This is a genomic window from Achromobacter sp. NPDC008082, assembly GCF_042957345.1.
Taxonomy (GTDB): Bacteria; Pseudomonadota; Gammaproteobacteria; order Burkholderiales; family Burkholderiaceae_B; genus Achromobacter; species Achromobacter kerstersii_A.
In genome coordinates this window covers 847,051-865,167 of the sequence record NZ_JBIBIB010000001.1, presented here as the reverse complement: position 1 = coordinate 865,167, position 18,117 = coordinate 847,051, and the positions used below count along the sequence as shown (strand labels likewise).

The 18,117-nt window shown below is 63.7% G+C and carries 16 protein-coding genes and 1 tRNA gene; 5 read left to right on the top strand and 12 right to left on the bottom strand.

Annotated elements, in window-relative coordinates; all coding sequences use genetic code 11:
* Window positions 1-34 precede the first annotated feature (34 nt).
* Together ACFZAI_RS03915 and ACFZAI_RS03910 are read left to right on the top strand one after the other, a co-directional pair.
* Window positions 35-1,633, top strand: a complete 1,599-nt coding sequence (locus ACFZAI_RS03915) for an MDR family MFS transporter (RefSeq protein WP_391565674.1) — start codon at window positions 35-37, stop codon at window positions 1,631-1,633.
* 3 nt (window positions 1,634-1,636) lie between these two features.
* Window positions 1,637-2,083, top strand: coding sequence for a MarR family winged helix-turn-helix transcriptional regulator (locus ACFZAI_RS03910; RefSeq protein WP_391565673.1), 447 nt, complete (start codon window positions 1,637-1,639; stop codon window positions 2,081-2,083).
* Between the two features lie 297 nt (window positions 2,084-2,380).
* Here the strand turns inward: ACFZAI_RS03910 and ychF are convergent, their stop codons facing one another.
* The 10 genes from ychF to betI form a co-directional block, all read right to left on the bottom strand.
* Window positions 2,381-3,472, bottom strand: coding sequence for a redox-regulated ATPase YchF (gene ychF, locus ACFZAI_RS03905; protein ID WP_391565672.1), 1,092 nt, complete (start codon window positions 3,470-3,472; stop codon window positions 2,381-2,383).
* A 95-nt stretch (window positions 3,473-3,567) separates the two neighbouring features.
* Window positions 3,568-4,347, bottom strand: a complete 780-nt coding sequence (locus ACFZAI_RS03900; protein ID WP_391565671.1) for a type II CAAX prenyl endopeptidase Rce1 family protein — start codon at window positions 4,345-4,347, stop codon at window positions 3,568-3,570.
* Complete coding sequence (gene pth, locus ACFZAI_RS03895; RefSeq protein ID WP_054423142.1) at window positions 4,347-4,943, bottom strand: aminoacyl-tRNA hydrolase; 597 nt, start codon at window positions 4,941-4,943, stop codon at window positions 4,347-4,349. Before pth ends, ACFZAI_RS03900 begins: the two co-directional genes overlap by 1 nt.
* A 98-nt stretch (window positions 4,944-5,041) precedes the next feature.
* Window positions 5,042-5,653, bottom strand: coding sequence for a 50S ribosomal protein L25/general stress protein Ctc (locus ACFZAI_RS03890; protein WP_054423143.1), 612 nt, complete (start codon window positions 5,651-5,653; stop codon window positions 5,042-5,044).
* Window positions 5,654-5,800: 147 nt separating this feature from the next.
* A complete protein-coding gene (locus ACFZAI_RS03885) occupies window positions 5,801-6,751 on the bottom strand; it encodes a ribose-phosphate pyrophosphokinase (RefSeq protein ID WP_006227587.1) in 951 nt (316 codons plus the stop codon).
* A 141-nt stretch (window positions 6,752-6,892) separates the two neighbouring features.
* Window positions 6,893-6,969, bottom strand: a tRNA-Gln gene (locus ACFZAI_RS03880).
* Between the two features lies 1 nt (window position 6,970).
* Complete coding sequence (ispE, locus tag ACFZAI_RS03875) at window positions 6,971-7,870, bottom strand: 4-(cytidine 5'-diphospho)-2-C-methyl-D-erythritol kinase (RefSeq protein WP_391566263.1); 900 nt, start codon at window positions 7,868-7,870, stop codon at window positions 6,971-6,973.
* 33 nt (window positions 7,871-7,903) lie between these two features.
* Window positions 7,904-9,577, bottom strand: a complete 1,674-nt coding sequence (gene betA, locus ACFZAI_RS03870; RefSeq protein ID WP_391565670.1) for a choline dehydrogenase — start codon at window positions 9,575-9,577, stop codon at window positions 7,904-7,906.
* Window positions 9,578-9,661: 84 nt separating this feature from the next.
* The gene (gene betB / locus ACFZAI_RS03865) at window positions 9,662-11,131 is read right to left on the bottom strand and encodes a betaine-aldehyde dehydrogenase (RefSeq protein ID WP_391565669.1); all 1,470 of its coding nucleotides are present in this window, start codon (window positions 11,129-11,131) and stop codon (window positions 9,662-9,664) included.
* Window positions 11,132-11,148: 17 nt separating this feature from the next.
* Entirely contained in the window at window positions 11,149-11,772 is a 624-nt protein-coding gene (gene betI, locus ACFZAI_RS03860; protein ID WP_391565668.1) for a transcriptional regulator BetI, read from the bottom strand.
* 294 nt (window positions 11,773-12,066) lie between these two features.
* On the opposite strand from betI, the gene ACFZAI_RS03855 reads away from it, so the two are divergent.
* On the top strand, window positions 12,067-13,653 hold the full coding sequence (locus ACFZAI_RS03855) for a BCCT family transporter (RefSeq protein ID WP_391565667.1): 1,587 nt from the start codon (window positions 12,067-12,069) through the stop codon (window positions 13,651-13,653).
* 27 nt (window positions 13,654-13,680) lie between these two features.
* On the opposite strand, the gene lolB is transcribed toward ACFZAI_RS03855, so the two are convergent.
* Together lolB and ACFZAI_RS03845 are read right to left on the bottom strand one after the other, a co-directional pair.
* Window positions 13,681-14,262 (bottom strand): lipoprotein insertase outer membrane protein LolB, encoded by a 582-nt coding sequence (lolB, locus tag ACFZAI_RS03850; protein WP_391565666.1) that lies wholly within the window; start codon window positions 14,260-14,262, stop codon window positions 13,681-13,683.
* A 17-nt stretch (window positions 14,263-14,279) separates the two neighbouring features.
* Window positions 14,280-16,166, bottom strand: a complete 1,887-nt coding sequence (locus ACFZAI_RS03845) for a tetratricopeptide repeat protein (RefSeq protein ID WP_391565665.1) — start codon at window positions 16,164-16,166, stop codon at window positions 14,280-14,282.
* On the opposite strand from ACFZAI_RS03845, the gene mutM reads away from it, so the two are divergent.
* Complete coding sequence (gene mutM / locus ACFZAI_RS03840) at window positions 16,165-16,992, top strand: bifunctional DNA-formamidopyrimidine glycosylase/DNA-(apurinic or apyrimidinic site) lyase (RefSeq protein WP_391565664.1); 828 nt, start codon at window positions 16,165-16,167, stop codon at window positions 16,990-16,992. The two genes, ACFZAI_RS03845 and mutM, sit on opposite strands and share 2 nt — an antisense overlap.
* A 138-nt stretch (window positions 16,993-17,130) precedes the next feature.
* A complete protein-coding gene (locus ACFZAI_RS03835) occupies window positions 17,131-18,084 on the top strand; it encodes an MBL fold metallo-hydrolase (protein WP_391565663.1) in 954 nt (317 codons plus the stop codon).
* Window positions 18,085-18,117 lie beyond the last annotated feature (33 nt).

Here is an 18,117-nt window from a genome sequence, read left to right as displayed (position 1 = left end):
ATAATTGATCAATCAATTATTGATGCATCCAACAATGTCCGCCCCCGCCCCCAGTACCCCACACTCGCCCGGCCAGATGCTTCCTTTCCGGCAAACCCTGCTTGCCATGCTGGGCATGTGCTTCGTCATGATGATGGTCGCTATCGACCAGACCGTGGTGGGCACCGCGTTGCCGACCATTGTGGCCGAACTCAAGGGCTTCGAACTGTATGCATGGGTAGCGACGTCTTACCTGCTGACCTCTGTCATCACTGTGCCCATCTTCGGACGGCTGGGCGATTACTACGGACGCAAGCCCTTCGTGGTGGCCGCCATCATTCTGTTCACGCTGGCTTCGGTGCTGTGCGGCGCGGCCAACAGCATGCTCACGCTGGTGCTGGCCCGCGCCCTGCAAGGCATTGGCGGCGGCATGCTCGTGGGCACCGCGTTCGCGTCCATCCCCGATCTGTTCCCGGACCCGCACGTGCGGCTGCGCTGGCAGGTCATGCTGAGCTCGGCCTTCGGCATCGCCAACGCCGTGGGGCCGACGCTGGGCGGCGCGCTGACCGAACACTACGGCTGGCGCTCGGTGTTCTATGTGAACTTACCGATCGGCATTCTGGGCTTGTGGTTCGTGTCGCGCTATTTGCCGCATCTGCGCAACCACACATCGGGCAAGGTCCGGCTGGATTGGCAAGGCGCGGTACTGATCGCGCTGGCGCTGGGCAGCCTGCAATTGCTGGTTGAACTGCTGCCCAAAGAAGGCTTCAGCACCGCGCTGGTGCTGCTGGCTGTGGGCAGCATCGCTGCGTTCGCGCTTTTGATCTGGTGGGAAAAGCGCTGCCCGCACCCGCTGTTGCCGCTGGACATGTTCCGCAACCGCGGCCTGGCCACGCTCTTCACGCTAGCGCTGCTGGTGGGCGTGACCATGTATTCGCTGCTGTTCTACGCGCCGCTGCTGCTGCAAGGCGGCTTTGGGCTGTCGCCCCAGGATGCGGGCCTGCTGATCACGCCCATGGTCGTTTTCATCACGGTGGGCAGCATCATCAACGGCCGCATCATCACGCGCATCCGTAACCCCAACCGCATGCTGTACGCGGGCTTTATGCTGATGGCGCTGTCCTGTTTGGGCATTGTCACCACGCATAGCTATACGTCGCATGGGCTGATCGCCGCCTACATGCTGATGGCCGGCCTGGGCATGGGCTTCATCATGCCCAACCTGACCGTGTTCGCGCAGCAGACGGCGGGCCGCACGCATCTGGGCATCGCCACGGCGCTGTTGCAGTCGCTGCGGATGATTGGCGGCATGCTGGGCACGGCGGTCGTGGGCACGATGGTCAGCCACAGCTATTTCAGCGGCGTGGAATCCACGCTGCATGGCGCCTCCGCGCAATGGCTGCCCGAACTGAACGACCCGCAGATGCTGGTGAACCCGGCGGCCCAGACCCAGTTCCTGGCACAATTGGCGCATCAAGGCCAGGACGGGACGTCGCTGATCGAGATCGCGCGGGTTGCGTTGGTGGGCGCCATTCATGAAGGGCAGCTCATCGCGCTTGCCGTCGCCATCTTCGCGCTGTGGTGCGTGCGCCGCGTGCCCCTGGTGCAATTGGCGCGGCCTCCCAAAGCGGAGCCGGCCAGCGTCGGAGAATAGCTTTTGCCCAAACAACAACAAGGCCTGCAAGTCATTCAGCACATGGGGCAGACGTATCGCGTCATGCAAAGCGCATTCAGCAGCAAGGTGGGCCACGCCCTGCCCCGCTGGCGCATCCTGCTGGCGCTGCATGAATGCGGACCTTGTTCGCAAAAGCATCTGGCCGAACGCTGCCGCCTGGACCCCGCATCCTTGACGCGGCAATTGCAGGCTATGCAGAAGTTGGGCTGGATCTCGCGCGCCGTGGACGCGCAAGACAACCGCCTGACCAACGCCACGCTTACCGACGCCGGCCAGGCGGTCGTGAACGAGGCCCTGCCCAAGCGCGCGGCCTTCTTTGAAGCATCGTTGAAGGGCTTGTCAGCCACCGACATCGACACGCTGAACCGCGTGCTGACCGTGCTGGAAACCAACTTCGTGCAGGCCGCCGGCGACAAAGACCGCGCGTGAACGCTGGCGTGTGTGCGTGTGTGCGTGTGTGCGTGTGTGCTTGCGTGCTTGCGTGCTTGCATGCGTGCTGCAGGATCAGCACATCCGCGGCCGCATGATCCAGACACGTCCCCGCTGACGGCGAGAGCCACGCCACCCCCCGGGGAATGCTGAAGGCAAAAAAAATCGCCGCAATCATGCGGCGATTTTTGAGCCTGTTCACGGCAACCCCAGGTTTCATCCTGGCGATTGTGGTGGATGACCCGGTACGGAGGGATTTTCCGGGCAGGAAAAACCGATCAGACGTTGATCACGCGTTTAAACGTTGAACAAGAAGTTCATCACATCGCCGTCTTGCACGATGTATTCCTTGCCTTCGGCGCGCATCTTGCCCGCTTCCTTGGCGCCTTGTTCACCCTTGTACGTGATGTAGTCTTCGTACGCGATGGTTTGCGCGCGGATGAAGCCGCGTTCAAAGTCGGTGTGGATGACGCCGGCGGCTTGCGGGGCGGTGGCGCCGATGGCGACCGTCCAGGCGCGCACTTCCTTCACGCCAGCGGTGAAGTACGTTTGCAGGCCCAGCAGCTTGAAGGCGGCGCGGATCAGGCGGTTCAGGCCCGGCTCTTCCATGCCCATGTCGGACAGGAAGGCTTGGCGGTCGGCGTCGTCCAGGTCCACGATTTCGGATTCGATGGCGGCGCAAATGGCGACCACCGGCGCGTTGCGCGCGGCGGCGAATTCGGTCAGGCGGTCAAGCAGCGGGTTGTTGGTGAAGCCGTCATCAGCGACGTTGCCCACGTACATCGCGCGCTTGGCGGTGATGAAGCACAGCTGGGCGATGTCGGCCTGTTCTTCCGTCGTCAGGTCCAGCGCGCGGATCGGCTTGGCTTCGTTCAACTGGGCCACGCACTTTTCGAGCACGGCCACGATGCGCTGCGATTCCTTGTCGCCCGAACGCGCGGTCTTCTGATGACGCAGCAGCGCTTTTTCAGCGGTTTGCAGGTCAGCCAGGGCCAGTTCGGTTTCAATGACTTCGATGTCGGCGATCGGGTCGACCTTGCCGGCCACGTGAATCACGTTGGGATCTTCGAAGCAGCGCACAACGTTGACGATGGCGTCGGTTTCGCGGATGTGCGACAGGAACTGGTTGCCCAGGCCTTCGCCCTTGCTTGCGCCAGCAACCAGGCCCGCGATGTCGACGAATTCGACGGTGGCGGACAGGATGCGTTCGGGCTTGACGATTTCAGCCAGCTTCTGCAGACGCGGGTCCGGCACTTCGACCACACCGACGTTGGGTTCGATGGTGCAGAACGGATAGTTCTCGGCGGCGATGCCGGCGCGGGTCAGAGCGTTGAAGAGAGTCGATTTGCCAACGTTGGGCAGGCCGACGATGCCGCATTGCAGAGCCATGGGAATCCTGTGTAAGTACGGTATTGATCGTTAACGTTCTAGTTTACCCCGGGCGGGGCAATCGGCTCTTTCGCCAGCAGGGGGATGCGGCCCCGCTATTTGGCGATGGACGGCGCCCAGCGCATGACGGCCCAGATCATCAAAATGGGGCCCGCGTTGAACGTGGCGTGCAGCAGGATGGCCGCGCCGATGCCGCGGCGCACGCGCATCCAGCCCAGCACCAGCCCGGTCAGCCATTGCGGCAGCACCAGCAAGGGCATCAGCCAATACGGCGTCTTGCTGTAGACGAAGTTGGTCAGGTGAACGGCGGCGAACGTCAGCGCGATCAAATGGAAGACCAAGCCGAAGTGCGTCAGGTAATAGCGCCGCCAGGTCGTGTTCCAGCCCGCAAGCGGCGCGGCGCGGCCGCGTGCTCCCCAGATAGCCAGGATGACGAATGCGGCTAACAGCAGCCCCGTCCACAGCTTCGGGCCATACAGCACGACGGGCATCAGCGCAGGCACCAGCCATAGCGCCTGCAATGGCCGTCGCAAGCCGTAGCGAAACAGCATCTCTTCGACCAGCGGCGCCCACAGCACGGCCGTCAGCCACGGCAGGTTGGCGGGATCGATCCGATGCGTAGCGCCGCCCAGGCCGGCCGCCATCACGGCGACCGGACCCAGCGCAAATAGATTCAACGCCCAGAGCAAACCCGCCCACGCCAGCAAGCGGCCCGGCCGGATGCCCGGCCACCAATCCGCCCACAGGCCGCTGCCCGTCGTGCGCCCCGGCAGCCGCGATGCGGGACGCGGATGGCGGATAAAGCGCCAGAAGTCCGCAGCCTCGTCACGGAAACGCGTCTTGCCAACGGCGGAAGGCGGCTTGGGCTGAAGCATCAGGCGACGTTGCCGCTGTGCAATTGGCGCGTGGCCAGCGCGAAATCACCGGCCAGCATCGCCGGCACCACGGCGCGGCAACGGTCGATGACGGCTTCGATTTCTTTTTGTTCGTCGCGGCGCGGCGGATGCAGCACGAAGTCCGCCACCTGCTGCGCCAGGTTCAAGGTGCGCGGATGGCCGATGCCAATGCGCAGACGCCAGAAATTAGGGCTGCCCAGCACCGCCTGGATATCCTTCAAGCCGTTGTGGCCGGCGTGTCCGCCGCCCTGCTTCAGCTTGACCTGGCCCGGCAACAGATCCAGTTCGTCATGCAGCACCAGCACCTGCTCTGGCTCCAGCTTGTAGAAGCGAGCCAGCGCGCCGACCGCCTGGCCGGATTTGTTCATATAGGTGATGGGTTTGAGCAGCAGCACGTTGTCTGCGCCCAGGCGCGACTTGGCCACCATGCCAAAAAAAGATTTCTCAAGCGCAAAAGAAGTGCGCAAGTCGTCCGCCAGGTGGTCGGCCAGCCAGAAGCCGGCGTTGTGCCGCGTGGTTTCGTAGTCGGGACCGGGATTACCCAATCCCACAATGAGGCGTATGGGAATAGACATGATGGAGGGTGTTTAAACCAAAAAACCCTGCGCATGCAAATGCACACGCAGGGTTTCGAGCATAAGCCGCGGAAAGCCCGAAGGCTTTCCGACAAGACTTAGGCAGCCGGAGCGGCTTCGGCTTCGTCGTCAGCGGCGGCAGCGCCACCCTTGACGATGGCGGCAGCCAGCAGCGGGTTGTCTTCACCGCCGTGGGGAACGTACGTCACGCCCATGGGCAGCTTGATGTCAGCCAGGTGGATCGAAGCGCCAGCCAGGATGTTGGTCAGGTCGACTTCGATGAATTGCGGCAGAGCCTTCGGCAGGCAGGTGATTTCCAGTTCGGTCGTCACGTGGCTGATGATGGCGCCCGACAGCTTCACGGCCGGCGAGATTTCAGCGTTCACGAAGTGCAGCGGCACCTTGGTACGCAGGGCTTGGTTGGCGTCCACGCGCTGGAAGTCCACGTGCAGGACTTGCGGCTTGTAGGCGTGCCATTGAACCGAACGCAGCAGAACTTGTTCTTCCTTCGCGCCTTCGAGCTGCATTTGCAGGATCGATGCGTGGAATTCTTCCTTACGCAGGGCGTGGTAGATCTCGTTGTGGTCGAGTTCGATGTTCAGGGGGGCAGCCGTACCACCATAGACAATGGCGGGAACGCGGCCCGCGCGGCGCAGGCGGCGGCTCGCACTCGAACCCTGGACGCTACGCGCAGTGGCGATAAATTTCATGGAAAACTCCAAAAACAAAATAAGGTGAAGAGGCTTCACCAGTTAACGGCACGGCGCGCAACATGCGCGCCGTGTTGGTTGCGCCTTGCCGCGACCAGCAAGGTGCAAAAACTCAGGTGGGCTGTGGCCCGGCTGACGCCCCAGGCGTCAGTCGACGAACAGCGAGCTGACCGATTCCGCGTTCGAGATACGTAGGATGGTCTCGCCCAGCAGCGCGGCGCACGACAGCTGGCGGATCTTGCCGCTGGCCTGGCCTTGCTCGGAGAGCGGGATGGTGTCGGTGACGACCAGTTCGTCCAGTTCCGACGCTTCAATGCGGTCAATGGCGCCGCCCGACAGCACGGGGTGCGTGCAATAGGCGTAAACGGCGCCGGCGCCGCGGTCTTTCAGGGCCTGGGCCGCCTTGCACAGCGTGCCGGCGGTGTCGACCATGTCGTCCATGATGATGCAGGTGCGGCCGTCGACCTCACCGATGATGTTCATCACTTCCGACACGTTGGCGCGCGGGCGGCGCTTGTCGATGATGGCCAGGTCGGCTTCCAGTTGCTTGGCCAGGGCGCGGGCGCGAACCACGCCGCCGATGTCCGGGGACACCACGACCAGGTTCGAGAAATTGCGGCGCCAGATGTCGCCCAGCAAAATCGGACCGGCGTAGATGTTGTCCACGGGGATATCGAAGAAACCCTGGATCTGGTCAGCGTGCAGGTCCATCGTCAGGACACGGTCAACGCCAGCCACTTGCAGCATGTTGGCCACCACCTTGGCCGAGATCGCAACGCGCGCCGAACGCGGGCGGCGGTCTTGGCGGGCATAGCCGAAATAGGGAATCGCGGCGGTGATGCGGCCAGCCGACGCGCGGCGCAGGGCATCAACCATGACCATGATTTCCATCAGGTTGTCATTGGTGGGCGCACAGGTGGGCTGCAGGACGAAGACGTCCTTGCCACGCACGTTCTCGTTGATTTCGACCATCACTTCGCCGTCCGAGAAGCGACCGACGGTCATCTTGCCCAGGGACATATCGAGGTGGTTGACTACGTCCACGGCCAGCCGAGTGTTGGCCGTGCCCGTGAAGATCATGAAGCTATCGTTTGCCATGATGGATGATGCGATGGTCGTTTTAAGACACTAACGAGGTGATGCGGGGTGAAAACACCAGCGGACCCGGAAAATAAAAAAGCTGCTGAACCCGGGCCAGTGTCTTACAGGCGTGTTCAACAGCTTTTTTATGTATTCGGTTGGCTGGGGAGGAAGGATTCGAACCTTCGCATGCCGGAATCAAAATCCGGTGCCTTAACCAGCTTGGCGACTCCCCAACTATCTTGCAATCCAATTCCGCAACGGATGTTCAGTTAAACCAGTACAAGCCTGCACTAACCGAAACCGTGGATGCGTTGTGCTGTTTGTTTCAACAGCGCCGCGCATTATAGCGGATATTTCTGCTTTTGCCAAAACGGCTTCAGAAAGTTCGGAAAACTCGGCGAATAAACATGCGCCTGATCCCGACATGCGTACAGGGTAACCCTGTTCTGCAAGCCACCGCGATGCCCTGAAAACTTCAGGATAAAGACGGTGAACTACCGGCTCCAGATCATTTTTCCCGAAGGAAAATGTTGGCGAAGCAAGAAAGTCCGCTATTGTGATGTAAGAAGAATCCCTTGTCAAATCGGGCGCTGAAAATATTCCTACGGTCGGCACGCTCGTGTCCGGTTGCGCCACCAGATAAGCCCGTTCCGGCAGCGTGATCGCGGTGAGATCTTCGCCCACGCCTTCTGCGAACGCCGATTGCCCGAACACGAACACTGGCACGTCCGCGCCCAGCGGCAAGGCGAGTGTCATGAGCTCGCGCCGCGTAAGGCCCGTACCCCACAATTTGTTCAACGCGATCAGCACGGTGGCGGCGTCGCTCGACCCGCCGCCCAGCCCGCCGCCTTGCGGAATGCGCTTCTCTAGCGCGATCTGCGCCCCCTGCCGCGTGCCGGTGGCGCGCTGCAAGGCATGCGCCGCGCGCAAGGTCAGGTCATCGGCTTCCGATACGCCCGGCAATTCCGCGGCGCGGCTGATGACGCCATCGGCGCGCACATCAAAGTGCAGCGTGTCGCATAGATCAATGAAACGAAAAACCGTTTGCAGCAGGTGGTAGCCGTCGGCGCGGCGGCCCACCACATGCAGGAACAGATTCAACTTCGCGGGAGCGGGTACGTCGTAGAGCGTCACGGAAAAACAACCGATGCGGGACAAGCCCCCATTCTAGCCACGCGCAGCGCCGTCTGCCGTGTAGTACGGCACCTCCACGCGGGCAAGCGGCGTGCGTCCGCGCAGATGGTCGGCAATTTTTTCCGCCATCATGATGACCGGCGCGTTCAGGTTTCCCGTGACGATGTCCGGCATGATCGACGCATCAATCACGCGCAAGCCTTGCAGCCCATGCACGCCGCCGTAGCCGTCCACCACCGCCATCGGGTCCGATGCCGCCCCCATCTTGTTCGAGCATGACGGGTGATACGCGGTTTCGGCCCGTGCGCGCACGAACGCATCCAGTTCAGCATCGCTTTGCACATGCGCCCCGGGTGAGATTTCGCGGCCCGCGTAGGGCGCCAATGCGGGCTGCGCAAAGAGCTCACGCGTGATGCGCAGCGCCGCGCGGAATTCACGCCAGTCCTGCGCGTCAGACATGTAGTTGAACAGGATGCTGGGATGATCCTGCGGTGAACGCGAGCGGATATGCACTCGCCCCCGGCTGGGCGAACGCATCGATCCCACGTGCATTTGAAAACTGTGCACCTTGATCGGATTAGAGCCGTTGTAATTGATGGCCACGGGCAGGAAGTGATATTGCAGATTTGGCCACGGAAAATCGTCATGGCTGCGGATGAAGCCGCCGGCTTCGAACTGATTGCTGGCGCCCACTCCCGTGCCCATGAACAACCACTGCGCGCCGATCTTCGCTTGGTTGTGCAGCTTCAGTGACGGCGCCAAGGAAACGGGCAGCTTGCATTCCACCTGCACGTAGAGTTCCAGGTGATCTTGCAAGTTCGCGCCCACACCGGGCAGCTCGTGCAACACAGGCACACCCACGTCACGCAACAACGCGCCGGGGCCGACGCCTGAGCGTTGCAGGATCTGCGGCGACGCGATCGCGCCCGCGCACAACAGCACTTCGCGTCGCGCATGGCTGCGATGATGCTGCCCATGCTGCTGCCAGGCCACGCCCACGGCGCGCTTGCCGGAAAACAGAATCACATCGGTCAACGCGCGCGTGACGATGGTGAGGTTCGTGCGCCGGCGCGCCTGATCCAGATACCCGCGCGCCGTGCTGGCGCGCCGCCCGCGCGGCGTGACGGTGCGATCCATCGGCCCAAAGCCTTCCTGGCGATAGCCATTCACGTCATCCGTTGACGCATAGCCTGCCTGCGTACCCGCTTGCACCATCGCCGCGAACAAGGGGTTGTTGCCCGCCTTCGGGGTGGTGACGCTGACCGGCCCGCTATCGCCGTGATAATCGCAGCCGCCCACATCGCGGCTTTCGGCCTTCTTGAAGTACGGCAAACACGACAGGTAATCCCAATGCGCCAAGCCATCGATGCGCGCCCAGTGGTCATAGTCCAGCGCATTGCCGCGGATGTAGCACATGCCGTTGATGAGCGATGAGCCGCCCAGCCCTTTTCCGCGTCCGCAATCCAGGCGGCGGCCGTTCAGATGCGGCTCGGGATCAGTCTTATAGGCCCAGTTGTAGCGCGTGCCTTGCAAGGGCATGGCCAGCGCGGCGGGCATCTGCGTGCGGAAATCCAGCCGGTGATCCTGGCCGCCGGCTTCCAGCAACAGCACGGTGGTTCCGGGGTCTTCGGTCAAGCGTGCTGCCAGTACATTCCCGGCGGAACCTGCGCCGATGATGATGTAGTCGTACTCCTTCTTGATGGACATCGTCTTCTCCCCCATGCACACGGAAAGCGGAACGCCAGGCGTGACCGCCCGGCGCGACCTGCGGCAATGAAGCGCCGAGCCGGGTCAGAAGACAGAGGCGAATGGCCCCAGTTCGACTTGCACGGACTTGGTCTGCGTGTATTCGGCCAGCGCGGCCAAGCCGTTTTCGCGGCCGATGCCCGATTGCTTGTAGCCGCCCACGGGCATCTGCGCGGGCGATTCGCCCCACGTGTTGATCCAGCAAATGCCCGCCTGTAAGTGGTGCGCGATGCGGTGAGCCGCATTCAGGTCATTGCTGACGACGCCCGCCGCCAAGCCGTAACGGCTGTCGTTGGCGCGCTTGATGACTTCGTCTTCGTCATCGAAAGCAAGAATGCTCATCACGGGGCCGAAGATCTCTTCCTGCACGATTTCCATACCGTCGTGGCAGTCCGTGAAGACGGTGGGCGCCACGTATGCGCCCTTGGCAAGCGCGCCTTCGATCATGCGTACGCCGCCTGCCAGCAGATTGGCGCCTTCGCGCTTGCCGATTTCAATCCAGCTCAGCACATGGTCCATGTGCGCAAAGCTGACCAGGGGGCCGAAGTTCGTGCGCGGGTCGCAAGGCTCGCCTACGCGGATGCGCGCCACGCGCACCAGCACGGCGGCTTCGAACTCGGCCTTCATTGAGCGATGCACGAACACGCGCGTGCCATTCGTGCAGACCTGGCCCGAGCTGAAGAAGTTGGCCATCACGGCGATGTCTGCTGCGCGGTCGACGTTGGCGTCCGGCATTACGATCAATGCAGACTTGCCGCCAAGTTCCAGCGTGACGCTCTTGAGCGATGATTTCGCCGCCGTGGCCATGACATGTTTGCCGGTATCGACCCCGCCGGTGAACGATACTTTGGCGATGCCGGGGTGGCTGGTGAGCCAGTCGCCGATCTCGCGGCCGCTGCCCAGCACCACGTTGAACACGCCATTGGGCAAGCCGGCTTGCGTGTAGATCTCTGCCAGCCGCAACGCCGTCAACGGCGTGATTTCAGCGGGCTTGAAGACCATCGCGTTGCCCGTCGCCAACGCGGCAGCGGACTTCCACATGGCGATTTGAACGGGGTAGTTCCACGCGCCGATGCCCGCGATGACACCCAGCGGTTCGCGCCGGGTGTAGAAGAAACTGGTCTCGCGCAGCGGGGCCTGCACGCCTTCGACAGCGGCGGCCAGGCCGGCGTAATACTCGATGACGTCGACGCCCGTGGCGATATCCACCAAGCGCGTTTCCGACAGTGGCTTGCCGGTATCCAGGGTTTCAAGTTCGGCCAATTCGTCATTGCGCTCGCGCAGCAACTGCGCCGCCTTGAGCAGCACGCGCGAGCGTTGCGCGGGCGTGCGCGCCGCCCAGACCTTCTGCCCTTCCTGCGCGCTGGCCACGGCGCGGTCGATGTCTTGCCGGGCGGCCACCTGCACTTCCGCCAAGACCGCGCCGTTGGCGGGATTCACCGTGGTGATGGTCTTGCTGCTGATGGCGTTGGTGCGCCGGCCGTGGATGTAGAGCTGTTGGATAGGCAAGGGCATGAGGGTCCGTCCTGTCGTCAGAGTGAGGGCGGGCCCAAGGCCGGACTGCCCCCGGATTGGCTGCGAGCAAGCAGCAGGTCTACATAGTCGTAAGCAATGGCGCGCGCGGGGTCTCCGATGACCGCTGCGCCCATCAGGCTGCCGCGCAGCCACAGCCCGTCGATCATGGCGGCCAGCCCGCGCGCTGCGATGCGCGCATCGGCCAGCGGCATCACGCGCAGAAACTGGCAGCACAGGTTGGAGTACAGCCGGCGGTCGTTGGCGCGCTGCAAGCGGCGCAAGCGCGGCTGGTGCATGCTGGCCGCCCAGAACGTGAGCCAGGCGCGCATGGCGCTGCCCGAGACTTGGGTTGGCACGAAGTTGCCATCGACGATGGCGCGTAACTGGGCGCGCGCATCAGGCGCTGCGGCGGCGCGGGCGCGCGAGACGGAATCGCGCAGGTTGCGCAGCAGTTCGCGCATGGTGGCTTCCAGCAAGCCGTCTTTGTCGCCGAAGTAATGGCTGATGATGCCGGTGGACAGCTTGGCCGCGCGCGCGATGTGGGCGATGGAGCTTTCCGCCAAGCCAACCTGATCGATGGAATCAAGGGTGGCCTGAATCAGTTGATTGCAACGAATGGGCTGCATTCCGACTTTTGGCATGGTGGGCGCGGTTCCTGGTGTGACGGTGGGCGGGGCCGGAAGGCGGTCCGCCAGGTTGCGAGGAAGTCTAGTTTATATTGATTGATCATTCAATATAAAACCGGTATGGTCCGCCAAGCGATCCGCCAAACGACGGCGGAAGCTGCACCGGAACATGCAGCAACCCTTGCAGCAACCCATGCAGCAGCCCATGCGGCAGAACCATCACCAGAACAGCCAGCAGCGGCCGCCGCAGTTCACATCGAATGACCACAACGCAGCACCCAGGCAGTACCACCAGACGGGGAGACGGCGGTGCAACAAGACGGGGACAGCACGACGCAACAACCAGGGGCCGCGCCAGTCAGGCGCGGGTGGCTCGCGCACACGAACCCCATCGTTTTCCTAACGGCATCGGGCGCCGTGCTGCTGATCGGCGCCCTGCTCATCGCCTACCCCGATGCCTCGCAGGCTTGGCTGGAGACGGCGCAGTGGTTTGTGGCGGCGCACTTCGGCTGGTATTACATGCTGGCGATGGCCGCCAGCGTAGGCTTCGCGCTCTGGCTCGCGCTATCGCGCCACGGCGCGCTGCGCTTGGGCGATGACGACGAGTCCCCGGAATTCAGTTATCTATCTTGGGTGTCGATGCTGTTTTCTTCCGGCATCGGCATCGCGCTGGTGTACTACGGCGTGTACGAACCGCTGGACCATTTCCTGCTGCCGCCCACCGGCGCAGGCGGCACCACGCAAGCCGCACGCAACTCGCTGACGTTGACGTTTCTGCACTGGGGCATTCATGGCTGGACGCTGTACGCGCTGACCGCAACGGCACTGGCGTACTTCGCGTATCGGCGCCACCTGCCGCTTGCGCTGCGCTCGCCGTTGCAGGGCTTGTTGAACCGGCCGCTGCCCAGAAGCGTGGGGCATGCCGTGGACGGCTTTGGCGTGCTGGCCACCATCGTGTCCATGGTGACGAACCTGGGGCTGGGCGCACTGCTGCTGCACGCGGGGCTGACGTATCTGCTGGGCGTGCCCAATACGGCGGTCGTGCAGGCGCCCATCGTGATCATCATGATGGCCGTGGCCACGGGCGCGGCGGCGCTCGGCATCAAGCGCGGCATTGCCGTGCTGTCCAACATCAACACCTATCTGATGTGCCTGCTGCTGCTGTTCATCTTTCTGGCAGGCCCCACCCGCTTGCTGCTGGACGGGCTGGTGCAAAACCTGGGCGACTACCTGAACGCATTCCTGGGCAAAAGCTTCGACCTGTATCTGTATGACCTCAAGGCCGTGCGCTGGACCAGTTCCTGGACGATCTTCTACTGGGCGTGGTGGATCGGCTGGGCGCCGTTCGTGGGCATGTTCATCGCGCGCATCTCACGCGGGCGGCGCATTCGCGAATTGATCTTCGGCGTGATGCTGGTGCCGCTGGGCTTCACCTTGGCGTGGCTGTCCATCTTCGGCAACACCGCCATTGATCTGGTGATGAACCACGGCGCAGCCGCCCTGGGCGACGCCGCCATGACCAATCCGCCAATGGCGTTCTACACGCTGATGGAATATTTGCCGATGACGACACTCGTCGCCGCCGTGGGCGTCGTGATGTCGTTCATGCTGTTCCTGACGCCGGTGGACTCGGGCACGTTGATGATCGCCAACCTGTCGGCGCGCGACGCCGACGCCGGGCGCGACGCGCCCATCTGGCTGCGCATCTTCTGGGCGGCGCTGACGACAATGCTGGGAATTGGCCTGCTGCTGGCGGGAAACTTCAATGCCATGCAGACTGCGGTGGTGCTCTGCGGCTTGCCGTTTTCAGTGGTGCTGCTGTGCTACATGGCAAGCCTGTACCGGACGCTTGCGCGCGACAACCCCGAACCCCGCAGCCAGCCCGCCGTGCGCTGACGGCGGCCGGTCAGGGTTGATTCACGATCAGGGCTGGTTCACGACCAACCGCACCATGATGCGGCGGCCCGGTTCCTGGCGTTGCAGCACCAGCAGCTGCGGGCCTTTCGTGTCATAGCGCGACAGGTTGGCTTGCCAGCCTCCCTGTTCGAAGGCCGTGGGGCGGCCCAGATCATCACGCTTGATCTCGGTGGCTTCCGGGTCAGCCGGCAGCTTGCCGCGCAACCAGTCGCGCAAGCCCGATACCGGCATGCTGCTGCCCAGCGCGTCTTCCGCCAGCGCGTCAGGGTTATCGGCCGTCAGACGCGTGCCGTCGGCCTTGGTCAGGCTGGCCGAACCGGGCTGGCCTTCGACGCGAGCTTCGGTAGAACCCAAGGGGTTGGTCAGGTCCAGCACATAGCGCCGGCCATCGTCTGACCACGAAAACCCGCCCTGCACGGCGTTCTGCTTGCCGCTTTCTTCATTCACGGTAATCGCGAAGCGGCCGATGCGCGAAAACGCATCGGCGCTGGCGCCTTCAATCGGCTTGGGCGTGGTGGTGCAAGCGGCCAGGGCCATGGCCAACATCGCCATCAGCGCCCAGCGCAGCCAGGACGCCGCCCTCGTCATACGTTGCACCGCTGCCGTCACAGATTGACTCCCAGACGCTTGACGACGTCCCGGACGGTCTTGTTCTTGGGATCTTTCATGAGCGCGGCGCGCAGCAGTTCAGTGGCCTGATCGCGCTTGCCCTGGGACCACAGCACTTCGGCCAAGTGGGCGGCGATGTCGGCTTCCGGACGCACGCTGTAGGCGCGGCGCAGGTATTCCGCCGCGGACTCCGATTCGCCCATGCGGTACTTGACCCAGCCCATGCTGTCCAGAATGAACGGGTCATTGGGCGACAGTTCCAGCGCCTGGGTGATCAAGTCCAGCGCTTCGGGCAGGCGCTGGTTGTGGTCGGCCAGCGTGTAGCCCAGCGCGTTATAGGCATGCGCATGGTCCGGGTCCAGCGCGATGACCTGACGCAGCATGCGTTCAAGATCGGCCAGACGGTTCTGGCGTTCGTACAGCATCGCCAGTTCGTATTTGATTTCGACGGTGTCCGGCAGCGCCTGGTCGGCGGCTTCCAGCGTGGTCACGGCTTGCCCCACGCGGTCGGCGTCGCGCAGGATCTGCGCCTTGGTCAGCACGCCCAGCGTGCGTTCTTCTTCATCCTGCGGGCCTGCGGAGTCGATCATGGCCAGCGCGTCGTCGACGCGGCCGCTCTTGGCGCGCAGCGCCGCCTGACGCATGCGCACGGAATAGCGCAGGGTCGGGTCGTCGATACGGCCCAGCTCATTGATGGCTTCGTCGTACTGGCCCTGGTCTTCGGCAATACGCGACAACAGCACATGCGCGTCGGCGGCGGCGGCGCCGGCGTCGGTTGCGCCCGGCACGGTGGCGCGCTGGCGTTGCTGCTGCACATCCAGATATTGCTGAAGCAGCGTCTTCGCCTGCGGCAACTGGCCCGCCTTGTAGGCCAGTTGGGCCTGCATGAAGAGCAGGTCGAAATCTTCCGGCGAGCGGCGGGACATGGCCTGCAATTCGGCCAGTGCGCCGTTGTAGTCGCCGCTGTCGGCCAATTGGCCGGCCAGCATCAGGCGAACCTTGCGGGCGCTGGGGTTGCGGTTGATATAGGCGCGGGCTTCAGTTTGCGCGCGTTGCGGGTCGACCTTCGAGCCGTACTCCAGCACGCGCTGGGCGGCGGCTTCGGATTTCGGGTCTGCCGCCAGCGCCGCGCGGGATTCCTGCGCCGCGCGCTCGTAGTCGCCCGCGGCCGAGGCCACGTCGGCCAGGGCCAGATGGGCGGCCGGCAGCTTGCGCACGCTGTCGCTCAGGGATTCGTCCAGGATGCGCAGCGCCAGACGGCGGTCGTTCAGGCGGCTCAGCACAGCCAAGGCCTGGCCGATGGCGGCCGGCTTGTCGCGCGAAGCGTCGATACGGTTGCGCAACGCTTGAGCCAGGCCTTTGGTCTGCCCGTTGGCGGCGGCCAGCGCCAGCTCGGTGGAGCTGGCCTCGACGTCGTTGGGAGACAGGCGCGCCCAGACCCGGGCCGCGTCCAGCGCGCCGGGCAGGTTGCCGCCCGCAAGCTGGAATTCCAGGCCGCGACGGGCCAGGCGGGGGTCGCCCGTGTCCCGGGCGAGGCCGACCATGGTGGTGGCGGCCGTGCCGTACATGCCGCGCTGGGCGGCGATCTCCGACGCGAGGACGCGATAGAAGATGTCGGCGGTCAGTGATACGTAGGGCAATTGGCCCGGACGCAGGCGGATCACCTCGGTTTCAGGCTGGCGGTTCTGCGGGGCCATACGTGGCCCGGTCGCATCACGCGTCCGGCTGTCGGCCGCCTGGGCTGGCAGCGCAAAACCTGTTGCCAGCGCAAGCGCCAGCGCGGCGATCCCGATATTCATTTGTTTGAAAGACGACTTCACGCGGCCCGTCCGGTTGATGGCACAATCTTCGTACACGCAATTGATGATCTTACACTGGCTCATGCCGGAACTGCCTGAAGTCGAAACTACGCGTCGCGGAATCGACGCCGTCATCACCGGCCGGACGTTGAATCGTCTGGTTGTCCATGAACCCCGCATGCGTTGGCCCATCCCCCCGGATCTGCCTGCGCTGATCGGCGGCCGCGCCGTTCTGGAGTGCGCCCGCCGGGGCAAATACCTGCTGCTGCGCTTTGAACATGGCACCCAGATCGTGCATCTGGGCATGTCCGGGTCGTTGCGCAGCGTGGCGCCCGGTGAATTCCTGCGCAAGCACGACCACGTCGAATGGATATTTGATGACGCCGTGCTGCGCCTGCATGACCCCCGCCGCTTTGGCGCGGTGTTGTGGCACCCCGAGGCCGACGGCCCTATCGACGCCCACCCGCTGCTGGCCAAGCTGGGCATCGAACCCTTCGACCCGCGCTTTGACGGCGCGTGGCTGCATCGCCACTTCAAGAACCACAGTGCCGCCATCAAACAGGTGCTGCTGGCCGGGATGGCGGTGGTGGGCGTGGGCAATATCTACGCATCGGAGTCCCTGTTCCGCGCGCGCATCAACCCGAAGACGCCGGCCAACAAGCTGTCGCTTGCGCGCTGCGAGCGGCTGGCCGACATGGTGCGCGCCACCCTGGCCGACGCCCTGACCTCTGGCGGCAGCACCCTGCGCGACTACGTTGGCGCCACCGGTGAACCGGGGGCCTACTTCGAGATCCATGCCGCCGTCTATGAACGCGAAGGCCTGCCCTGCCGGGTGTGTTCCACCCCGATCCGCCGTTTCGTCCAGGGCCAGCGCGCCACGTATTACTGCCCGAAATGCCAAAGGAACTGAATCATAAGTCCCCGAAAACCCTCGGGAAATCCCTGTAAAAACAGGGCCGTTTGTTTATAGCGAACGTATTGCACAAACACTAACGCCACGCTATATTCCTTCCACACACCTATTCCTATAACAGTGGAAGGAGCCTCCATGAGCAAGCAATTCGCCTCGCACGCCGATATGGACGACAAGGTCGTCTCGTTCGAAAAACTGTCCGACAACGCCTATGCCTACACGGCCGAAGGCGACCCCAACACGGGCGTGATCATCGGCGACGAGGCCGTCATGGTGATCGACACCCAGGCCACCCCGGTCATGGCGCAAGACGTCATCCGCCGTATCCGTGAAGTCACGGACAAGCCGATCAAATACATCCTGCTGTCGCACTACCATGCCGTGCGCGTGTTCGGCGCTTCCGCCTACAACGCCCAGGAAATCCTGGCCAGCCGCGACACCTACGACCTGATCGTCGAACGCGGCGAACAAGACAAGGCCAGCGAAATCGGCCGCTTCCCCCGCCTGTTCCGCAACGCGGAATCGATTCCGCCGGGCCTGGTCTGGCCGACGATGACGTTCCAGGGCGAAATGACCGTCAACCTGGGCAACCTGGAAGTCAAGCTGCTGCAAGTGGGCCGCGGCCACACCAAGGGCGACACCATCGCCTGGCTGCCCGAACAGAAGATTCTGTTCGCGGGCGACCTGGTCGAATACCAGTCCACCCCGTACTGCGGCGACGCCTACTTCCGCGACTGGCCCACCACGCTGGACGCGCTGTCGGGCTTTGAAGCCGAAAAGATGGTGCCCGGACGCGGCCCCGCCTTGAAGAGCGCCACCGAAGTCCGCCAGGGCCTGGCCGGCACCCGCGCCTTCCTGACCGACCTGTACAGCGCGGTTAACCGCGGTGTGGCCGAAGGCAAAGACCTGAAGACGATCTACCGCGAGGTCTACGACTTCATGAAGCCGCGCTACAGCGACTGGGTGATCTTTGACCACTGCATGCCGTTTGACGTGTCGCGCGCCTACGACGAGGCCACCGGCCACACCCACCCGCGCATCTGGACCGACAAGCGCGATCTGGAAATGTGGGCGCAGCTGGAAGGTTAAGGCGCACGGGCCGCTGAAGACGGCCCTGCCCGA

What these genes read in the sequence shown, in the direction of transcription:
- betA (WP_391565670.1), bottom strand. Translation starts at nt 9,577, where the DNA reads ATGTCCATCAAGAAGGAGTACGACTACATCATCATCGGCGCAGGTTCC.
- ACFZAI_RS03900 (WP_391565671.1), bottom strand. Translation starts at nt 4,347, where the DNA reads ATGCTTCAGCCCAAGCCGCCTTCCGCCGTTGGCAAGACGCGTTTCCGT.
- mutM (WP_391565664.1), top strand. Translation starts at nt 16,165, where the DNA reads ATGCCGGAACTGCCTGAAGTCGAAACTACGCGTCGCGGAATCGACGCC.
- ACFZAI_RS03890 (WP_054423143.1), bottom strand. Translation starts at nt 5,653, where the DNA reads ATGAAATTTATCGCCACTGCGCGTAGCGTCCAGGGTTCGAGTGCGAGC.
- ychF (WP_391565672.1), bottom strand. Translation starts at nt 3,472, where the DNA reads ATGGCTCTGCAATGCGGCATCGTCGGCCTGCCCAACGTTGGCAAATCG.
- ACFZAI_RS03845 (WP_391565665.1), bottom strand. Translation starts at nt 16,166, where the DNA reads ATGAGCCAGTGTAAGATCATCAATTGCGTGTACGAAGATTGTGCCATC.
- ACFZAI_RS03835 (WP_391565663.1), top strand. Translation starts at nt 17,131, where the DNA reads ATGAGCAAGCAATTCGCCTCGCACGCCGATATGGACGACAAGGTCGTC.
- betI (WP_391565668.1), bottom strand. Translation starts at nt 11,772, where the DNA reads ATGCCAAAAGTCGGAATGCAGCCCATTCGTTGCAATCAACTGATTCAG.
- betB (WP_391565669.1), bottom strand. Translation starts at nt 11,131, where the DNA reads ATGCCCTTGCCTATCCAACAGCTCTACATCCACGGCCGGCGCACCAAC.
- pth (WP_054423142.1), bottom strand. Translation starts at nt 4,943, where the DNA reads ATGTCTATTCCCATACGCCTCATTGTGGGATTGGGTAATCCCGGTCCC.
- ACFZAI_RS03885 (WP_006227587.1), bottom strand. Translation starts at nt 6,751, where the DNA reads ATGGCAAACGATAGCTTCATGATCTTCACGGGCACGGCCAACACTCGG.
- ACFZAI_RS03915 (WP_391565674.1), top strand. Translation starts at nt 35, where the DNA reads ATGTCCGCCCCCGCCCCCAGTACCCCACACTCGCCCGGCCAGATGCTT.
- lolB (WP_391565666.1), bottom strand. Translation starts at nt 14,262, where the DNA reads ATGACGAGGGCGGCGTCCTGGCTGCGCTGGGCGCTGATGGCGATGTTG.